Genomic DNA, 17,509 nt, shown 5'->3' with positions numbered 1-17,509 from the left:
TTGCCCGCGATCCCGATACTCCAGCCGCCCGAGCAGCGCTGGGAGTGCCCGAACTGTGACCGCACGGAGGTCACCCACGAATCCCGGCCCCACACACGCTTCCATGCGTGCCCGGGGTTGAAGGGCCTGACGGCGCCCTACGTACCGGCCGGCACCAAGTGCAAGGTCGAGGCCATCGAGCGCGAAGACTACGTCGGCGAAGAGGTTGTCACCTACGACGGCGACAACAGGCCGGTCTCGGCCATCCAGACGACACGGGAGGACGGGACCGACTGCGCCGTCTTCGCGCCCTGTGTCGACAACACAGGAGGAGCGGTCTAAGCCACCGCGCACAACTGAATAAGGAGCAACACCATGGCATGGTCCGCAAGTTCCATGTTCCGCGAGTGGCCGGTGATGATCAACCAGGTCTCCGGGACGGGTTACACCGGTCTGGATTCCGACACGGTCAAGGCCGCTCTCTTCAACAACACCGGCACCCCCGACAAGGACGCCGCGGTCAGCCTTACCGGCAACGGCGCCGCCTCCTCGGCGTGGGTGGCCGCGAACCAGGTGTCCGACGGCACCAACTGGAACAACAATGGCGAGCCGCTGACGTCGAAAACGTTCACCACGCCCTCTTCCGGCGTGATGATGTTCGACGCGGCCGACACCCCGCAGGCCGGCGCCTCCACGACCCTGGCCAACGTCTACGGATGCCTCGTCTACGACGACACCATCTCCGGCGGCTCGGTCGCCGACCAGGGCGTGTCTTTCCACTACTTCGGTGGCGCGCAGTCGGTGACGGCGGGCAGCTTCACGATCGTGTGGCACTCGAACGGAATTTTCCGCATCACCTGCTCCTGACGTGACCTGACCGGGGAGGCGGATCGGTGACTATCTCTCGGTTCGCCTCCACATCCGGTGGCTCGACGTCTTCTGTTACCTCTCAGACGGCAGCACTGTCCGCCCTGGGCACACTGCCGGCCAACAGCTACGTCATCGTCGTCGCCGCCAAGTCCGGCAATTCCGCGATGACGCTGTCCGGCTCCGGCTTCACCAAGTTGCGCGAGGACACCTCACAGTCAACGCTGGGCTTCGCGATCTGGACCGGCTTCTTCACCGGCGCCCAGACGGACCGCTCGATCACCTGGACCACGGGCGCAGCCTGCGCGGTCGATATCGTCGCCTACACAGGCGTCGACCAGACGACCCCGGTCGTGGACGCCGCGCCCTCCGTCGCCGCAGCGGACACCACGGCCGCCGCCGCGACCCCCTCGGTCAGCAACACGCAGGGCGCACTGTCCTGGGCGTTCGCTGCCTTCGTGGGTCGCTTCACCAGCACTACCGCGACGGATGTCACCTGGACCGCACCCACCGGCTACACCGAGATCCAGGACCGGGTCGGGGCCACCGGCACCTCGGGCACCACGGCCACCCGGCTGGGCTTGGAGATCGCCGAGATGGCGAACGTGGCCTCTGGGTCGCAGTCGGCGTCGGCGACGAGGAACAACGCGACGAGTGCGACCGAGGGTCGCTATTTGATGTTCCTGCGTCCGGCCCCTGTGAAGATCAACAGCAAGTCGGATGCCTTCACCTCGCTCGACACCGTCACCTGGGACTCGAACTTCGGCTCCCCGTCCGTCGTGTCCGGCCAGCTCAACCTGCACTGCACCAGCACCTACGACATCCTCTACAGCAGCACGCTGTACGACCTGACGGACTCGACGTACAGCCTCCAGGCCGCACAGGTCCCGAACGGTGGCAACGGTGGCCGCCAGGCGATCATGCAGGTGTACATCGACTCCAGTAACTACATCGAGTTCGGCCTGATCAACGCCAACACGATGTACGGCCGCGAGATCAAGGCCGGCGTCACCACGAACTGGGAGATCGACGGATCCACCTTCAGCTCGAACTATGCCTGGTGGCGAATCCAGCAGGACACCATCAGCAGTACGAGCTACATCTCGTTCTGGACGAGCCTCGACGGAGCCCACTGGACACAGTTCGGCGCCAGCCACAGCACCACCTTGGACGTCAGCCGAGTCCAGATGCGTCTGCTCTCCGGCTACTTCGGCACGGAGACGACTCCACCCTCGTTCATCATCGACAACCTCAACATGGGCATGGCCGGCGGGCAGACCGCGGCGATCACCGCCGCCGCCCAGGCGCCGACGGCTTCCGTGAAGCCTGCCGCCGGTTCGGCTGCGGCGACGGCCTCGACGAACGCTCCGACGGCCACCCTGGCGACGAATGCGGGCTCGGCGGCGGCCACGGCCGGTTCCCAGTCCCCCAGCGGGCTCCTTGGCGGGCAGGCGGGCAGTGCGGCGGCTTCGGCGGTCGCGAACAGCGCCACGGTGACGGTGAGCAGCGGGGCGAGTGCCCCTGCGGGCCTCGCTTCGGCGACGGCGGCAGCGAACAGCCCGACGGGTCTCGTCGGGCCGGCTGCCGGGTCGGCTTCGGTCACGGCGGCGGCCCAGGCTCCGTCGGCTGACCTTGACGACACCCTCGGCCTGGCCGAGCTGGCGTCGGTTTCGGCTGCGGCGAACGCTTCGGCGGCGCGTGTCGGCGCCCCGGCTGGTTCGGCTTCGGCGACGGCTTCGGCGAACGGCGTCGCCAGCACGGTGAGGCCCGGTGCCGGCCAGGCGGTGGCCACGAGTGCTGCGAATGGTCCTCAGGTGCTCCTGGGTGTCCCTGCGGGCTCTGTGGCGGCGACGGTCTCGGCGCAGGCTCCGACTGCGGATCTCGACGACACGATCGGCCCGGCCGACCAGACGGCGGAGTCCGCTGTCGCGTTCAGTCCGACGGTCCTGGTCGGCCCTGCGGCCGGCGCGGGTGCGGTGACGGCTGCCGCGAACGGTCCCGGCTCGGCGATCCGGTCGGGTGCGGGCCAGGCGGCGGCCAGCAGCTCCGCGAACGCCGGCGCGGCTCTCCCGGCCGTCCCTGCGGGAACGACCTCGGCCACGTCGGTGGCCAACGGCGCCACTGTGTCCTCGTTCTCGACGACGAGCGCCCCGGCGGGTCATGCCGCGGCCTCGGCCGCCTCGAACGGGCCCGCGGCCCTGGTGAAGCCGACCGCTGGATCGTCTTCGGTGTCCGCGGCGGCGCAGGATCCGGCGGCGGACCTGGACGACACGATCGGCCCGGCGGACATCTCGTCGGCGTCGGCGGCGGTCCAGCAGCCGACGGCAGCGCTGCGGGCGAACGCCGGGACGGCTTCGGCGACGGCTACAGCCCTCGGGGCCAGTGACTCGTTGGCGTCGTTCGCCCCGGCCGGCCATGCGGCGGCTACGGCGGGCGCGAACGGCTCCTCGGCCAAGGTCGGCGCGCCTGCGGGCTCGGCAGCGGCTTCGGCGACGACTTCCGGGCCGAGTGCCCGCCTGGTGGCGGGGGCGGCTGGGGCTACCGGCTCGGCGCAGGCGCCGACGGCGGCCCTGCGCGCCCAGGCGGGTTCGGCTTCGGCGACGGCGGCAGCTTTCGGGCCTTCGGTGTCGTCGGCGTCGGGCGCGCACGCCCCGGACACCGAGGCCTCGGCCTCGGCGGGTTCCCCGTCGGTGTCGCTGACGGCGGGCTCGGGCGCGACGTCAGTCTCGGCGGCGGCCTTCGGCGCTACGGCGTCGACCGTCAAGACGGTCTCGGCCGGCAGTGCAGCGGACGGGGCCACGGCCTACGACGCGACAGTCCTGGTCGGGCCTCACGCTGGCTCCCCGGCGGCGACCTCGGTCGCCATTGCCGCTTCGGCGGACACGGTGGCGAGCACCGATGCCTCGGCTGGCCAGTCGGCGGCGGGGGCGACCGCGTACGCGGCTTCGGTGTCGATCCGGCCGGGCTCGGGGTCGGCGGCAGCGGCTGCTGCGGGTCAGCCGGCGACGGCGGACACGGTGGCGGCCACGGATGCCCCTGCTGGCCAGTCCGGCTCGGGCGCGAGCGCGTTCGGAGCGACGGTCCGGATCGGCTTCACCGCGGGTCACGCTGCGGCGACTGCGCAGGTGCCGGATGTGAAGCCGGTCTTGGAGCAGGCGGCCGAGATCGTCGATGCGGCGGCTGTCGCCTTCGACGCCGGGGTGTCGTCCTCGTCCAGTGCGGGCGCGGGTGGCGGCGTGGTGTCGGTGGCGGCCTTCCAGCCTGAGGTGATCACGAGCGGCGAGATTCCGGCCGGCGGGACGTCGGCTGCGGCGGTCGCCTTTGCGGCGAGGGCGCGGCTCAACGAGAACACACCGCCAGACAGAAGGGTCTACGTGTGAGCGAGTCCCGTGTCTGGCTTCTTGACGAGGAAGAACGGATCGACCGGGTGTCCCGGGAGGTCCGCTCTTTCGATGTCGAGGAGCACAGGGTCTACGAACTCCCCCGAGAGATAAGGGTGTTGGAGGTGGAGGCGTGAAGAAGTGGTACAAGGATCCGAGTGCGGTCCTGGACTATGAGGTGAACTGGTCCAAGTGGCTGGCCACCGGGGACACGCTCGTATCGAAGTCTGTGACCGCCACCACCGGAATCACCGTGGACAGCTCGGTCCTCGGCGCCGACAAGGTGACCGTGTGGCTCTCTGGCGGCACCGCTGGCCGGGTCTACGACGTCACCTGCCACATCACGACGGCCGGCGGCCGGACCGACGAGCGGTCCTTTCAGATCGTGGTGACCGATCGGTGAGCGACGAGATGGAGTACTTCGCCCCGCGCGAAAACCTCGAAGAGGTCGTGCGGAAGGGCAACACCCGCGACTCCCTCATCGCGATGCGTGACTTCGTCGCGCACGAACTTGAAGGCAACCGGTGCAAGACCTGCTTCATGTCGCAGATGCGCACCGGTGAGCTGTCCGCCCTCGTCCTGCGGCTCCAGAAGCTGATCGAGGACATCGAGGCGATACCCGATCCGAACGCAGAGGGCGAGGTGGACGACCTTGAGAAGCTTCGGAAGTCCAAGCTCGCTCGGGCACCAAAGGCCCCGGATCTGCCACGAGCCCCCTACGGCCGTCTCAACCCTGGGCCGTGAGGCTGTAGAACTGGCGTCCCTGGCCGGCCTGGAGCTGGACCCGTGGCAGGCGTGGGTGCTGGAACAGGCCTGCGCGCAGCGGCTGGAAACCTACCTGAACCCGTTCACGAAGGAATGGGAACGGATGTGGGCCGCGAGGGACGTCGGCCTGGTCGTCGCCCGACAAAACGGCAAGGGATCAATCCTGGAGGCTCGCCAACTGGCGGGCCTCTTCCTTTTCGGTGAGAAGACCATCATTCACTCCGCCCAGGACTTCGCGACGTCGGGCGAGCACTTCCGCCGGATCGCCTCCCTGATCCAGGACACGCCCCTCCTGAACAAGGAGCTGAAGGGCGCGTACGAGGCGAACGGCAAGGAGCGCATCGAGCTGAAGAACGGCGCTCGCCTCCTCTTCAAGACCAGGACAAAGAAGCTTGGTCGAGGGTTCAGCCCTCAACTCGTCGTGCTGGATGAGGCCATGTTCCTCGACGAGGAATCAATGATGGCCCTGCGTCCGACGCTGTCGGCGCAGCCTAATCCTCAGATCTGGTACACCGGCTCGGCCGGCCTGGAGGACGCCTTCGAGTTCGGCCGCGTCCGCAACCGGGCCCTGAACGCGCTGGCCACCGGCGACATGGACCCGTACCTGTTCTTCGCGGAGTGGTCGGCGGACGCCTGCACCGACTTCTGCCTGGCCAACTGCGACGAGCACGACCAGCTCGACGACGAAGAGGTGTGGGCGAAGGCGAACCCGGGCTACGGCATCCGGATCTCGCGCGACACCGTCGCTAACGAGCTGCGGGCCATGTCGGAGGAGGCCTTCAAGGTCGAGCGTCTGTCGGTCGGCCGCTGGCCAGTCGAGGGCGACGCCTGGGCGATCATCGACGAGGCCTCGTGGCAGGCCGCCGAGGATCCCGAGTCGCAGATCCTCATGGGCGGCAAGAAGAACATCTGGACGCTCGCGGTCGACGTGTCTCCGGACCGGAAGTGGTCGTGCATCACGGCCGCCGGCATCAACGACGAGGGCCTGATCCACGTCGAGATCACCGGCCGCGGCGAGGGCCCCTACCCGGAGGACTACCGGCAGGGCACCGACTGGGTGACATCCCGGATCCGCGAGCTGTGGGCGGCCCTGAAACCGAACGCCGTCGTCATCGACAACAAGGGCCAGGCCTCCTCCTTTATCGAGGAGCTGGAGGGTTTCGGCATCACGGTCCTTTCGCCGAATACGAACGAGTACGCCGTCGCGTGCGGCGAATTCCATGTCGGGCTTGTTCCGCGCAGGGGCGAGGTCCGAAAGATCGCTCATATCGGCCAGACGGGACTTTCCCAGGCTGTGGCCGCCGCCGATAAGCGGGATTTGGCCGAGAAATGGGCCTGGGACAAGAAGAACGCCCGATCCGATATCTCCCCTCTTGTGAGCGCCACGATCGCCGCATGGGGATACCGCAAGCTGAATAACGAGCAGCCTGCGTCCGCCCCGTGGGTTTTCAGGAGGTAGATGTGACGAGGATTGGGGCGCTTTTCGCGCTGCTCCTCTTCCTGCTCATGGCGACAGCCGGAGCCGTCTGGCAATTCGGCCCATACGGACTCTACGGCGGCGCCCTCCTGGGCGTCCTCGGCCTGACGTTCATCGAGATAGAGAAGAAGGGAGGCGAAGGCGATGCCTAACCTCTGGTCGACCATATTCGGTCGCAAGAAGGAAGAACGCCTCGACCTGAGCCTCTCGATGGACCAGTGGGCCCAGTACTTCAACTTCAACGGGGTCAACTATCCGCTCCAGATCGCGTCCGGCCTCACCGGCAGCCGCGAGACGGTCCCCAACGACTTCCAGGGCTACGTGCAGGGCGCGTTCAAGAGCAACGCGATCGTGTACGCCTGCTGCACCGCCCGCCAGATGGTCTTCTGCGAGGCCCGCTTCCAGTTCCAGCCCCTGAAGGGCGGCCGGCCGCAGCAGAACCTGTTCTCCAACCCGGACCTGAACATCCTGGAGCACCCCTGGCCGAACGGCACGACGGGCGATCTGCTGGCCCGCGCCATCCAGGACGTCGACATGGCCGGCAACCACTACGTGGTCCGCGAGGGCAACCGGCTGCGCCGTCTGCGGCCCGACTGGGTCGAGATCATTCTGTCGAAAGATCCGGCGCTCGCCGCGCAGTCCGACGTAGTCGGCTACGTCTACAAGCCAGGCGGCACCCAGGACCCGAAGAACTGGACGATCTACCCGGTCACGGGCGAGAACGGGAAGGTGGCGCACTGGGCGCCCGTCCCCGACCCTGAGGCGCAGTACCGCGGCATCTCGTGGATCACCCCGGTCATCCGGGAGATCCAGGCGGACGGCGCCGCGACCAAGCACAAGCAGAAGTTCTACGAGAACTCCGCTACGCCGAACATGGCCATCGCCTTCAAGGAGACGGTCACAGCCGATCAGTTCCGCGAGTTCATCACCGCGATGGACGAGTCGCACACCGGCATCGACAACGCCTACAAGACGCTCTACCTGGGCGGCGGCGCCGACGTCACCCCCTTGACCCACGACTTCGCGCAGCTCGACTTCAAGAAGACGCAGGGCGCCGGCGAGACACGTATCGCCGCGGCGGCGGGTGTGCATCCCGTCGTGGTCGGCCTGTCCGAGGGTATGCAGGGCTCGTCGCTGAACGCGGGCAACTTCAAGAGCGCTCGTGAGGCGTTCGCGGACATGCGTATGCGGCCTATGTGGCGGACGATCGCCGACGCTTACAGCGTGCTGATCAAGGTCCCGTCAGGGTGTCGGCTTTGGTACGACGACAGGGACATTGCGTTCCTCCAGGACGACGCCACGACTCGCATCAAGATCATGAACGAGAAGGCGTCGGCGATGACGAAGTGGATCCAGGACGGCTACACGCCCGAATCGATCATCGAGGCGATGGCGAAGGAAGACATCACCCTTCTCAAGCACACCGGCCTGTTCAGCGTCCAGCTCCAGCCTCCGATCCCAGACCAGCCGGGGTACGGCCAGGCGGGCACGGACGCGGCCGGAAACCCGAAGAAGCAGAACCCGAACACGCCGCCGAACCTCGCGAAGGGTCGGCCGGCCGGCGGCCAGAACGGCAAGCCCGCTGGCGGCGCCTCGGGGGCGAAGCCCACCCCTCTCCAGAACCAGCAGAAGGCCGCTGCCGCGAAGAAGGCCGCGCCGAAGAAGCCGACCACGTAAGGGAGGTCATGCGATGACGAAGAAGAATCCACTCGACGGCTTCCTGTCCAGGACGGTCGACTTCACGCTGGAAGAGCGCGCGGAAGGGACCGCCGGCCGCAAGCTGTCCGGCTACGCCGCGGTCTTCAACCAGGACACGCCCATCCGATCCTGGGAGGGCGAGTTCAACGAGCGGATCGCCCCCGGCGCCTTCAAGAAGACGCTGGCCGAGCGGAAGCCGGTCATGCAGTTCGATCACGGCCGCGACAGCCGCTTCGGCTCGCTGCCGATCGGCAACTTCACCGACATCCGCGAGGACGAACGCGGCCTGTACGTCGAGGGCGACCTCTTCGACCACGCCGCCCCGATCGCCGAGGCCATCCGCTCCGGCGCCGTCTCCGGCATGTCCTTCAAGTTCGGCGTCGTCCGGGAATCCTGGGCAGACAAGGACGGCAAGGAGATCTCCTCGAAGCGCGAGCTTCAGGACCTGCTGTGGGGCGACGGCCGTGACGTGAACGGCGACCAGCGGGGACCGCTTCAGCGGACGATCACCGAGGTCAAGCTGATGGAGGCCGGCCCGGTCGTCTTCCCTGCATACCCCCAGACCAGCGTCGGCGTGCGGTCCGCCGCCGAGCTGCTGGCCGACCGGGGCCTTACCCCCGAAGAGGTCGTCGCATGGGTGCGCGGCCTACCCGAAGAGACTTCCGCCCCCGACGGGGAGCGGACCAGCGAGGCCGTCACCTCCGAGCAGCCCGACGGGGCCGAGGACGCCGACGAGTCGCGCGAAGCAGTACCTGACGACGCCGCCCAGGCGGGCACCTCGACAGGCATGTCCCAGAACGCACGGGAGCGCTGGTTGGCGCTCAACGAGCTTCTGTAGCGAAAACACACAACAGCACAACAACTGAATAAGGAAGACAGTGAAGACTCTCGAAGAGATGCGTGCCCGCCTGGAAGAGGTCAAGACCTCCCTGCGGTCCATGCACGAGGAGGCCGGCGACGCCGCCCTCGACGAGGAGCGCCAGGCCGAGTGGGACACCCTCGCCGACGAGCGTTCCACCCTGCTGAAGGACATCGAGCGCGCCGAGGCCCGCATCGCGATGGTCGCCGAGCTGGCCGCCACCCCCGGCAACTCTGAGCGCGGCTCCGACACCGGCGCCCCCGCGTTCATCAAGAAGAAGACGGACGACGAGGTCTTCGACCTCTCCGAGATCCGCAAGATGAGCTACTCCGGCGACGACTTCCTGGAGCGCTGCACCGACAACGCGAAGCGTGCCATCGAGCGCAACAAGTACGGCGTCTCGGACGCGGCTGCGGCCCAGGAGCGCGCGGAGGAGCTGCTCGACACCGTCGACACCTCCAACCGCGAGCTGGCCAAGCGCATGCTGCTCACCGGCTCCAAGGAGTACGAGAGCGCGTACGTGAAGGTGCTGCGCCACGGCACCGACGCCTTCTGCACCACGGAGGAGCGCCAGGCCCTCATCCGTGCCGCCCAGTCCCTCGGCGGCGACGCGAACGGCGGCTACGCCGTGCCGTTCCAGCTCGACCCGAGCGTAATCCTCACCTCCTCCGGCGTGATCAACCCGATCCGCCAGCTCGCTGACGTCAAGACGATCGTCGGCAAGGAGTACCAGGTCGTCACCTCTGCGGGCACCACGGTCGCCCGTGCCGGTGAGGCCATGGCCGCCACGGCGTCGAACTTCACCCTGGCCCAGCCCAAGGTCCGGACGAACCGAGTCCAGGGCTACACGGTCTTCTCCCTGGAGATCGACCTGAGCTGGAGCGCCCTCCGCACCGAGATCACGAAGATGCTGATGGACGCGAAGGCGCGCGAGGAGGAGTCCTTCTGGTCGGGCACCGGCGACGGCATCACCGACAACACTCCCCCGCAGGGTCTCAACGCTGGCCTCTCGGGCGCCGGCCAGGACGTCACCTGCGCCGCGGTGGACACCTTCACCCTGGCTGACCTGTACGCCCTGGAAGAGGCGCTGGACGCCCGCTGGGAGGGCAACGCGTCGTACGCCGCGCACAAGACGGTCATCAACGCGATCCGGCAGTTCCCGACGGACAACGCCGGCTCCACGCCGGGCTCTCTGAACAACGTCATCGTTCAGAGCCTCCAGGACGGGAACCCCCGTCGGCTGCTGGACCAGCCGCTGGCCCGTGTCACGGGTCTGCCCACCCTGGCCGCCGCGAAGGCGTACGCGGGTACTCACGGCGACGGTGGCGACACCCTGATGATCTACGGCGACTTCAAGAAGTTCATGATCGTCGACCGCATCGGCATGTCCACCGAGATGGTCCCGACCGTCGTGAACGGCTCCGGCTTCCCGACCGGCCAGCGTGGTGTCTACACGTACTGGATGAACAACTCGAAGATCATCCTCCCGGCCGCCTTCAAGCGCCTGGTCGTCAAGCAGACCTGATCCATCCACTAGCTGAGCCCTCCGCCCTGCGGCGGGGGGCTCTCCCCTTGGGAGGGATCAGATGGCGCTCGGCGACCCCTACCTTGAACTCCCCGAGATCAAGGACTACTTGCACGTCAAGTCGACGAAGCTCGACAACGACGACAACCTCACGGATGCGATCGCCTCGGCAAGTAGGGAAATCGAGCGCATCTGCAACCGGCAGTTCAACAAGGCCGACACCGCGACCGCCCGGCTGTATCCGGCGACCAGCCTGCGGGGCAACCGGATCCTGGTCGACGACTTCTACGACCTGGCCGGTCTCATCGTTGAGTACGACCCGACCGGCGTCGGGAACTGGACGACGCTCGACGACACCCACTACGAGGTGTCGCCGTTCAACGGCGTCGTGGACGGGGTGCCCGGCTGGCCTTACTGGATGATCCGGATCATCCAGTGGCCCACCTACGGATCCTGCTACGGCAGGCAGGCCCGCTTCCGGGTCACCGCGAAGTGGGGCTGGGCCGAGGTGCCGGCGGACATCCGGCAGGCCTGCCGGATGCTCACCGCAGACACCTTCCAGATGAAGGACTCCCCTTACGGCGTCATGTCCGACCAGTACGGCGTCACGCTGCGCCCCTCTGGCCCGGTCTCCGGGCTTGGTACGCAGGCTCGGCTGAAGCTGTCCCGGTACGCCCGCAACCGCCTCCTGGTCGCCTGATGAGCAGCCTGGGGAAGATCCGGCAGGCCCTCGCTGACGTGATCGAGGAGAACGTCGCGGACGAGGTCTACGTGTACCAGAACATCCCGGACCTGTTGCAGTTCCCGGCGGTGATCATCCGTCCGGACAGTGCGAACTTCGCGGGCGCGCTGAGCCGCGGGGACGACGTCTGGATGTTCGACCTGTTCCTGATCGTTCAGCGGCCTACGACTGAGGACGCGGCCGAGTTCCTGGACGACTTTGCGACGGGCGTGGGCCCCAGCTCGGTCCGAACTGCGATCGAGAACAACTACTCCCTCGGCCTGGACGACACCACCTGCTTTGTGCGGGGCGTGAAGGGCTATGGCGGCGGTTTCGAGACCGCCAAGACGCGCCATGTCGGCGCGGTTCTGAAAGTCGAGATCCACACGGATGGGTCTCAGGTCTAAGAAAGGAAGCCGCCCCTCATGGCTGCCCTCGCCACCCAGAAGGTCGTTGACGCCGGCACGGCGCCGACGTTCGGCAACTCCTCCGCCAGTGACACCGCCGAGTGCGGCAACGGCAAGAACACCTTCGTCGTCTACAAGAACACCGGTGGGTCTGCCGCGGTCGTGACGATCGCCGTCCCCGGTAGCACCTCCTACGGTCAGCCGGAGCCCGACCCGGCGATCACCGTTCCGGCAACGACCGGCGAGGTCTGGATCCCGCTCCGCAAGGAGTACGTCGACTCGGCTACGGCCGGCGTCGGCCGCTGCACCATCACTGCGACGAACTCTGGCGCAACCCTCAAGGTTGCCGTCGTCCAGGTCGGCTGACCTCAAAAGCAGCCCAGCTCAACAACTGAATAACAACTGAAGAAAGGCAAAGCCTAAGATGGCGAAGCTTGTTCTCCGGGACTGCTTCATCGAGGTCGACGGCACGAACTTCTCGTCGCACGTTTCCTCGGTCGAGGTGGAACTGAAGAAGGACGAAATCAACACCACGAACTTCGGTGGTGACGGCCGCGAGCGCGCAGCCGGCCTCAAGGACGACATGTTCACGATCACGTTCCAGCAGGACTACGCGGCTGGCGCCGTCGACTCCGTCCTGTTCCCCCTGTGGGACCTGGAGACGGAGTTCGTCGTGAAGGTCCGTCCCACGTCGGCGGCGATCTCCGCGAACAACCCCGAGTACAGCGCGACCTGCATCCTGCTCGACTACCAGCCGGTCTCCGGCAAGGTCGGCGAGCTGTCGGACACCAAGGTCAAGATCCACGCGCAGCGCTCCGGGATCGCTCGCGCCACCTCGTAACAGATGGCCGAGGAGGTCATCGTCTTCGGCCCTGAGTGGAAAGTGCTTGTAGCGAAGCTGCTCAGGGCTGAAGTCGAGCTGCCGGAAGAGATCAAGAAGGACATCAAGGACATCGCCGACCGTAAGGCGGAGGAGGCGCGGAACAAGATCCGCGCCTTCCCGACTCACGGCTCGAAGCACACTGGCCTGCGTGAACAGGTAGCGCAGGGCGTTGAGGTCTCCGCCGACGGTTCCGACGTGAGGATCACCGCCGGAATAGCCGATCCGCAGAAGCGGAACATTCCGATGGCCTTCGACCGCCCCGAGGGATGGAAGCACCCCCTGTTCGGTAACCGGCATCACTGGTTCCGAAACATGGGTGGCTCCTGGTTCAAGGAGACGTTCGAGAACGCGGAGAACGAGTTCGAGCGACGCCTCTTCGAAACCCTCGAAAAGCAGGCGCATAACATCGCCTGACAAATGACTGGATCGGGCGGGGTGTTCGCGGGTGCCCCCGTCCGATCCTTTGAACCCGCAAAACCCGCAAGAGCGAGGACAACTGAATATGAGCACCGAGAACACCCCTGCCGCTGAGGACGACTTCATCGACGACCCGTTCGACCTCTGGTCGATCGACGACCGCGAGACCGTCGTCGTCGCCGTCCCTGCATGGAACAACCGCAAGGTCCGCCTCCGGGTCATGAGCGCCGCAGAGCGCGACTCGTTCGAGGCCTCCACCGTCGACATGCGCAAGGGTCAGCAGCGCCCGAACATCGCCAACCTCCGCGCCCGTCTGGTCAGCCGCTGCGTCGTCAACAAGGAAGGCGAGCTGGTCTTCCAGTCCGGCGACGTTGCCCGGCTCGGCCAGAAGTCCGCTAAGGCGCTCGACTTCCTGTTCCAGAAGTGCCAGGAGATCAACGGCTTCACCGAGGCCGACATCGAGGAGCTGGCCGAGGATTTCGACGAGACTACCGGCTCGGATTCCAGCACCGACTAGCGGTAGCTCTCGGCATGACGGTCAAGCAGATGATGACCGAGATGGATTCCGCGGAGTATGCCCGTTGGATTGCTTTCGAGCAGACCAACGGGCCCGTCGGGGGCTGGCAGTCTCAGCAGGAGGCTCTTTCGAGTATCCATGAGCAGCTACAGCTCATCGCTTACTTGATCAGTCAGGCGAACTTCACCAATGAGGACAAGCCCGAGGGGCCGGTCCCGAAGCCTGCGAGGTTCCCGCGCCCGACAGACCGGAAGGCCGAGCAGGCGGATAAGGAGCTGGACTTCAGCGAGGAATGGATTCCCCCGACCGAGGGGACCTGCCCACCGGACTGCCGGTGCAACGGCGGCGATCGGAAGCCGACCACGCACTTCTAACAACTGAATAGCGGAAAGGACGGCAGATGGCCACCATCACCAGCCTGACGATTCAGATTTTCTCCAGGTATGACGGTGGTGGCCTTCGTCAGGCTCGACGGGATATCGACGACTTCGACAACTCGACACGGCGGAACACAAACAACCTGAACTCGTGGTCCGGTCGCATTGCCCTGGCCGCTCAGGCTGCGACCGCGTTCGGCCCCGCCCTGATCCCGATCGGTGCTGCGGCGATCTCCGCTGGCGCGGGTGTTTCCACTATGGCCACCGTCGCAGGCGTCGCACTCGGCGTGTACGGTAAGGCGCTTACTGACGCCGCCAGTTCTGCTTTGGCCGCCAGGGCGGCGCAGGAAGATCTCTACGATTCAGAGAAGCCGTTCGTCAAGGCGTACGACAACATGACGGCCGCTTACAAGAAATTCATCGACGGCACCAGGAGCGAAACCCTGCAAGTCGCCACTAATGGCGTCCAGGGACTAACGAACGTCATCGGTCAACTCAAGCCGATCGTCGACGCGATTCACCCTGCTGTCCTCCAGGTGTCCAAGGACTTCGAGAACTGGACCAAGTCGAGCAGCTTCAAGAACTACATCGACCTGATCAAGGCGTCGGCGGTGCCAGCGATCGAGAAACTGGTGGCCATCGGCAAGGACGTCGGACGGGTGCTGGGGGACGCCTTCAAGGCGTTCCTGCCCCCCGGCCAGCGGATGCTGACCATGCTGAAGAACGGCGCCGATGAGCTGAGGAAGTGGGCCGACGGCGGCGGGTTCCAGCGCTTCGTCACCTACGTCACCGCCAACGCGGGGCCCGTGCACCAGTTCTTCAGCGCCCTGGGCGACGCCCTCAAAACCGTCGGCAAGGCCATGGAGGGCCTCGGGGAGCCGTCTCTGAAGGTCGCCACGGCCCTGCTCCAGATCGTTGCGGCGCTGCCGCCAGGAGTGATCCAGGCGATGGCGGTAGCCTTCGTCGCGTTCCGGACCGCCGTTCAGGCGGCCTCGATCGTGTCGGCGGCATTCGCCATCGGCACGAAGGCGGTCGCCGTCGGCATCGCCCTGTGGGATGCGGCGCAGACAGTCCTCATCGCCACGATGGTCGCCTTCGACGTCGCCGTCCTGCCAGCCCTCGGCATCATGGCGCTGATCGTCATCGCGGTCGCCGCGATCGGCTTCGCCATCTACGAGCTGGTCACGCACTGGTCGACAGTGTGGGGCTTCATCAAGCAGATCGCCGCCCAGGTGTGGCAGTGGATGCAGACGGCTTGGCACGCCACCGTCAACGCGCTCAAGACGGCTTGGGACGCCGTGTCCGGCGCCTTGGTCACCGCCTGGAACGCGGTGTGGAACGCGCTCAAGACCGCCGGCGTCGCCGTCTGGAATGCGATCAAGACGGCCTGGCACGCGGTCGTCTCCGCGCTCACCACTGCCTGGAACGCCACCTCCGGCGCCCTGAAGGCAGCCTGGAATGCCGTCTGGAACGCCCTCAAGACCGCCGCAACCGCGGTGTGGAACGCGCTGAAGACGGCCTGGAACGCGGTCGTTCACGCACTTCAGACGGCCTGGACGACGGTAGGCAACGCGCTGCGTACAGCATGGAATGCCGTCTGGAACGCTCTGAAGACTGCCGCAACCGCGGTCTGGAACGCCCTCAAGACCGCCTGGAACTCGGTGGTCAACGCGCTCCGCACCGCCTGGACGACCGTCGGGAACGCCCTGAAGGCGGCGTGGCAGGCCACCTGGAACGCGATAAAGACGGCTGCCACCACGGTGTGGAACGCGCTGAAGACCGCCTGGCAGGCAGTACTCAACGCGATCAAGACCGCCTGGACGACGGTGTCCAACGCCCTCAAGGCGGCGTGGCAGGCAGTCTGGAACTGGATCAAGACCACAGCCAACACCATCTGGAACTGGCTGAAGACGGCCTGGAACGCCATGCTCGTCGCGCTCAGGACGGCGTGGAACACCTTCTCGTCGAGCTTCAAGAACCTGTGGCAGACGGTCTGGAACTGGATCAAGGACACCGCTCAGAAGATCTGGGACTGGCTGAAGGACACCTGGCAGAAGTTCGTCGACAACGTCAAGAAGATCTGGGACACGGCCAGCGCCACCATCAAGAAGGCCTGGGAGGACACCTGGAACTGGCTGAAGCAGACGGCCAGCGATATCTGGGACAAGATCAAGGACGTCATCGAGAAGGCCGTCAACCTGATCATCGACGTCATCAACGGTCTGATCGGCGCCTGGGATGCAGTGGCCGGCGCCGTGCACCTTCCGAAGATCGGCAAGATTGGCCACGTCAACTTCGCCGAGGGCGGCGTCGTGGGCGAGGGCTTCGCCGGAGGCGGCGTTCTGCCGGGGTACCGCCCCGGCACGGACTCTGTGAGGGCGATGCTGTCGCCCGGCGAAGGCATCCTCGTGCCCGAGGCCGTGGCTGGCCTGGGCAGCGATTTCGTCCATGGCGCGAACCACTTCTTCTCGAACGGTCGCGCCGGCTCGTCCAGCGGGGGCTTCATGAGCCACTTCGGGGCGGGCGGGATCATGGGCCGGATGGCCTTCGCCGAGGGTGGCATTGTCGGCTTCGCTGACGGCGGCACCGTCAACCCGTCCCCGTCTGGGGGTATGGCCGGCCAGGCTGCGGCTGCCGCGGCTGGCGGTCAGGGCTCTGGTGGCGGCGGTGGTGACGGCGGCGACCCGACCGGCGGCTACGGCGGCATGGCGGGCGAGGCTGAGAAGCAGTCGCATGGCGACATCACGAAGGGAAGTCATCCGCTCGGCGGCGTCATCGGCCAGATCGGTGGCTTCGCGATGGGCGCCTTCGGGCTCCCGGACCCGGCGTCGGTCACCGCGATGTTCATGAAGGCGATCAACGCTGCCAGATCGCTCTCGGGGTGGATCCAGCCGGTCGGCGGGGCTGTTGCCGATGTCGGTATGAAGATGCTGAAGATGGTCATGGACAAGCTGATGGCCATGATCAAGGCCGCGGCGGCGGCTGCTGCCAGGCTTGCCGCGAAGCTGGTCGGCAAGGGCGGGCCCGTCTCCGGGAAGGTCGCCAACCTTCGCGGCGTTGTCATTCAGGCCCTGAAGAACGCCGGCTACCCGGTGACCGAGGGCAACATCTCGGCGATGCTGACTCGTATTCAGATCGAGTCAGGCGGCAACCCGAATGCCGTCAACAACTGGGACAGCAACGCTGCGGCGGGCACCCCGTCCATCGGTCTGGCGCAGGTCATCGGCCCGACCTTTGCTGCCTACGGGTCCGGCAACATCTACGACCCTGTCGACAACGTCACCGCCTCGCTGAACTACATCAAGGCCAGGTACGGCGGCAACATTCCGACCGGCCCTGGTGGCTACGCCAGCGGCACTCCTGGTGCCATGCACGGTTGGGCGATGGTCGGCGAGCAGGGGCCCGAGCTGGTCAACTTCCGTGGCGGAGAGTCCGTCATGAACAACCCCGATCTGGTTCGCGCCCTCCGCCACGGTGGAGACCGGCCTGTACACATCGAGATGCCGATCCATGTCGCGGGCAACCTCGACAAGCACGCTGTGGAGAAGCTCGACACCGAGGTTCTTCCGAAGCTGCGGATGATGCTCTGCAAGGGCACGGGGTCTCGCGTGACCTGATAACTGAATAGGGAGTAGGA

The 17,509-nt window shown here is 66.5% G+C and carries 19 protein-coding genes; all 19 read left to right on the top strand.

Annotated features, from left to right (window positions below):
- The 19 genes from ACZ4E1_RS30500 to ACZ4E1_RS30410 all read left to right on the top strand — a co-directional run bounded on the left by ACZ4E1_RS30500 (position 1) and on the right by ACZ4E1_RS30410 (position 17,489).
- On the top strand, positions 1–321 hold the full coding sequence (locus ACZ4E1_RS30500; protein WP_467545539.1) for a hypothetical protein: 321 nt from the start codon (positions 1–3) through the stop codon (positions 319–321).
- 33 nt (positions 322–354) lie between these two features.
- On the top strand, positions 355–846 hold the full coding sequence (locus tag ACZ4E1_RS30495) for a hypothetical protein (protein WP_467545537.1): 492 nt from the start codon (positions 355–357) through the stop codon (positions 844–846).
- Between the two features lie 26 nt (positions 847–872).
- The gene (locus tag ACZ4E1_RS30490; protein ID WP_467545535.1) at positions 873–4,226 is read left to right on the top strand and encodes a hypothetical protein; all 3,354 of its coding nucleotides are present in this window, start codon (positions 873–875) and stop codon (positions 4,224–4,226) included.
- Entirely contained in the window at positions 4,223–4,363 is a 141-nt protein-coding gene (locus ACZ4E1_RS30485; protein WP_467545533.1) for a hypothetical protein, read from the top strand. Before ACZ4E1_RS30490 ends, ACZ4E1_RS30485 begins: the two co-directional genes overlap by 4 nt.
- Positions 4,360–4,629, top strand: a complete 270-nt coding sequence (locus ACZ4E1_RS30480; RefSeq protein ID WP_467545531.1) for a phage fiber-tail adaptor protein — start codon at positions 4,360–4,362, stop codon at positions 4,627–4,629. Before ACZ4E1_RS30485 ends, ACZ4E1_RS30480 begins: the two co-directional genes overlap by 4 nt.
- Entirely contained in the window at positions 4,626–4,970 is a 345-nt protein-coding gene (locus ACZ4E1_RS30475; protein ID WP_467545529.1) for a hypothetical protein, read from the top strand. Before ACZ4E1_RS30480 ends, ACZ4E1_RS30475 begins: the two co-directional genes overlap by 4 nt.
- Positions 4,971–5,025: 55 nt before the next feature.
- Complete coding sequence (locus ACZ4E1_RS30470) at positions 5,026–6,450, top strand: terminase (protein WP_467545527.1); 1,425 nt, start codon at positions 5,026–5,028, stop codon at positions 6,448–6,450.
- Positions 6,451–6,452: 2 nt separating this feature from the next.
- Positions 6,453–6,620, top strand: coding sequence for a hypothetical protein (locus ACZ4E1_RS30465; RefSeq protein WP_467545525.1), 168 nt, complete (start codon positions 6,453–6,455; stop codon positions 6,618–6,620).
- Positions 6,613–8,145: a phage portal protein gene (locus tag ACZ4E1_RS30460; RefSeq protein WP_467545523.1), complete on the top strand. Its 1,533-nt coding sequence runs from the start codon at positions 6,613–6,615 to the stop codon at positions 8,143–8,145. Before ACZ4E1_RS30465 ends, ACZ4E1_RS30460 begins: the two co-directional genes overlap by 8 nt.
- A 13-nt stretch (positions 8,146–8,158) precedes the next feature.
- Positions 8,159–9,004 carry an HK97 family phage prohead protease gene (locus ACZ4E1_RS30455; RefSeq protein WP_467545521.1) on the top strand — a complete coding sequence of 282 codons (846 nt, stop codon included), beginning with the start codon at positions 8,159–8,161 and terminating at the stop codon, positions 9,002–9,004.
- 40 nt (positions 9,005–9,044) lie between these two features.
- Complete coding sequence (locus ACZ4E1_RS30450) at positions 9,045–10,550, top strand: phage major capsid protein (protein ID WP_467545519.1); 1,506 nt, start codon at positions 9,045–9,047, stop codon at positions 10,548–10,550.
- Between the two features lie 61 nt (positions 10,551–10,611).
- Positions 10,612–11,250, top strand: coding sequence for a head-tail connector protein (locus tag ACZ4E1_RS30445; protein ID WP_467545517.1), 639 nt, complete (start codon positions 10,612–10,614; stop codon positions 11,248–11,250).
- Positions 11,250–11,678 (top strand): hypothetical protein, encoded by a 429-nt coding sequence (locus ACZ4E1_RS30440; protein ID WP_467545515.1) that lies wholly within the window; start codon positions 11,250–11,252, stop codon positions 11,676–11,678. The genes ACZ4E1_RS30445 and ACZ4E1_RS30440 overlap by 1 nt, the downstream gene beginning before the upstream one ends.
- An 18-nt stretch (positions 11,679–11,696) precedes the next feature.
- Positions 11,697–12,044: a hypothetical protein gene (locus ACZ4E1_RS30435; protein ID WP_467545513.1), complete on the top strand. Its 348-nt coding sequence runs from the start codon at positions 11,697–11,699 to the stop codon at positions 12,042–12,044.
- A 58-nt stretch (positions 12,045–12,102) separates the two neighbouring features.
- Positions 12,103–12,519 (top strand): hypothetical protein, encoded by a 417-nt coding sequence (locus ACZ4E1_RS30430; RefSeq protein WP_467545511.1) that lies wholly within the window; start codon positions 12,103–12,105, stop codon positions 12,517–12,519.
- A 3-nt stretch (positions 12,520–12,522) separates the two neighbouring features.
- The gene (locus ACZ4E1_RS30425) at positions 12,523–12,975 is read left to right on the top strand and encodes a hypothetical protein (RefSeq protein ID WP_467545509.1); all 453 of its coding nucleotides are present in this window, start codon (positions 12,523–12,525) and stop codon (positions 12,973–12,975) included.
- An 88-nt stretch (positions 12,976–13,063) separates the two neighbouring features.
- On the top strand, positions 13,064–13,495 hold the full coding sequence (locus ACZ4E1_RS30420; protein WP_467545507.1) for a hypothetical protein: 432 nt from the start codon (positions 13,064–13,066) through the stop codon (positions 13,493–13,495).
- A gap of 14 nt (positions 13,496–13,509) precedes the next feature.
- Complete coding sequence (locus ACZ4E1_RS30415) at positions 13,510–13,869, top strand: hypothetical protein (protein WP_467545505.1); 360 nt, start codon at positions 13,510–13,512, stop codon at positions 13,867–13,869.
- A gap of 26 nt (positions 13,870–13,895) precedes the next feature.
- Entirely contained in the window at positions 13,896–17,489 is a 3,594-nt protein-coding gene (locus ACZ4E1_RS30410) for a transglycosylase SLT domain-containing protein (RefSeq protein ID WP_467545504.1), read from the top strand.
- The last annotated feature ends 20 nt before the right edge of the window (positions 17,490–17,509 follow it).

Source organism: Streptomyces sp. NPDC025806, assembly GCF_055558275.1.
The sequence above is the reverse complement of the archived record's forward strand: the minus strand, read 5'-3'. Positions and strand labels throughout refer to the sequence as shown.

Excerpts from the sequence above, each read along its gene's own strand:
- ACZ4E1_RS30495 (WP_467545537.1), top strand. The coding sequence starts at position 355 with ATGGCATGGTCCGCAAGTTCCATGTTCCGCGAGTGGCCGGTGATGATC.
- ACZ4E1_RS30460 (WP_467545523.1), top strand. The coding sequence starts at position 6,613 with ATGCCTAACCTCTGGTCGACCATATTCGGTCGCAAGAAGGAAGAACGC.
- ACZ4E1_RS30455 (WP_467545521.1), top strand. The coding sequence starts at position 8,159 with ATGACGAAGAAGAATCCACTCGACGGCTTCCTGTCCAGGACGGTCGAC.
- ACZ4E1_RS30445 (WP_467545517.1), top strand. The coding sequence starts at position 10,612 with ATGGCGCTCGGCGACCCCTACCTTGAACTCCCCGAGATCAAGGACTAC.
- ACZ4E1_RS30440 (WP_467545515.1), top strand. The coding sequence starts at position 11,250 with ATGAGCAGCCTGGGGAAGATCCGGCAGGCCCTCGCTGACGTGATCGAG.
- ACZ4E1_RS30435 (WP_467545513.1), top strand. The coding sequence starts at position 11,697 with ATGGCTGCCCTCGCCACCCAGAAGGTCGTTGACGCCGGCACGGCGCCG.
- ACZ4E1_RS30430 (WP_467545511.1), top strand. The coding sequence starts at position 12,103 with ATGGCGAAGCTTGTTCTCCGGGACTGCTTCATCGAGGTCGACGGCACG.
- ACZ4E1_RS30425 (WP_467545509.1), top strand. The coding sequence starts at position 12,523 with ATGGCCGAGGAGGTCATCGTCTTCGGCCCTGAGTGGAAAGTGCTTGTA.
- ACZ4E1_RS30420 (WP_467545507.1), top strand. The coding sequence starts at position 13,064 with ATGAGCACCGAGAACACCCCTGCCGCTGAGGACGACTTCATCGACGAC.
- ACZ4E1_RS30415 (WP_467545505.1), top strand. The coding sequence starts at position 13,510 with ATGACGGTCAAGCAGATGATGACCGAGATGGATTCCGCGGAGTATGCC.
- ACZ4E1_RS30410 (WP_467545504.1), top strand. The coding sequence starts at position 13,896 with ATGGCCACCATCACCAGCCTGACGATTCAGATTTTCTCCAGGTATGAC.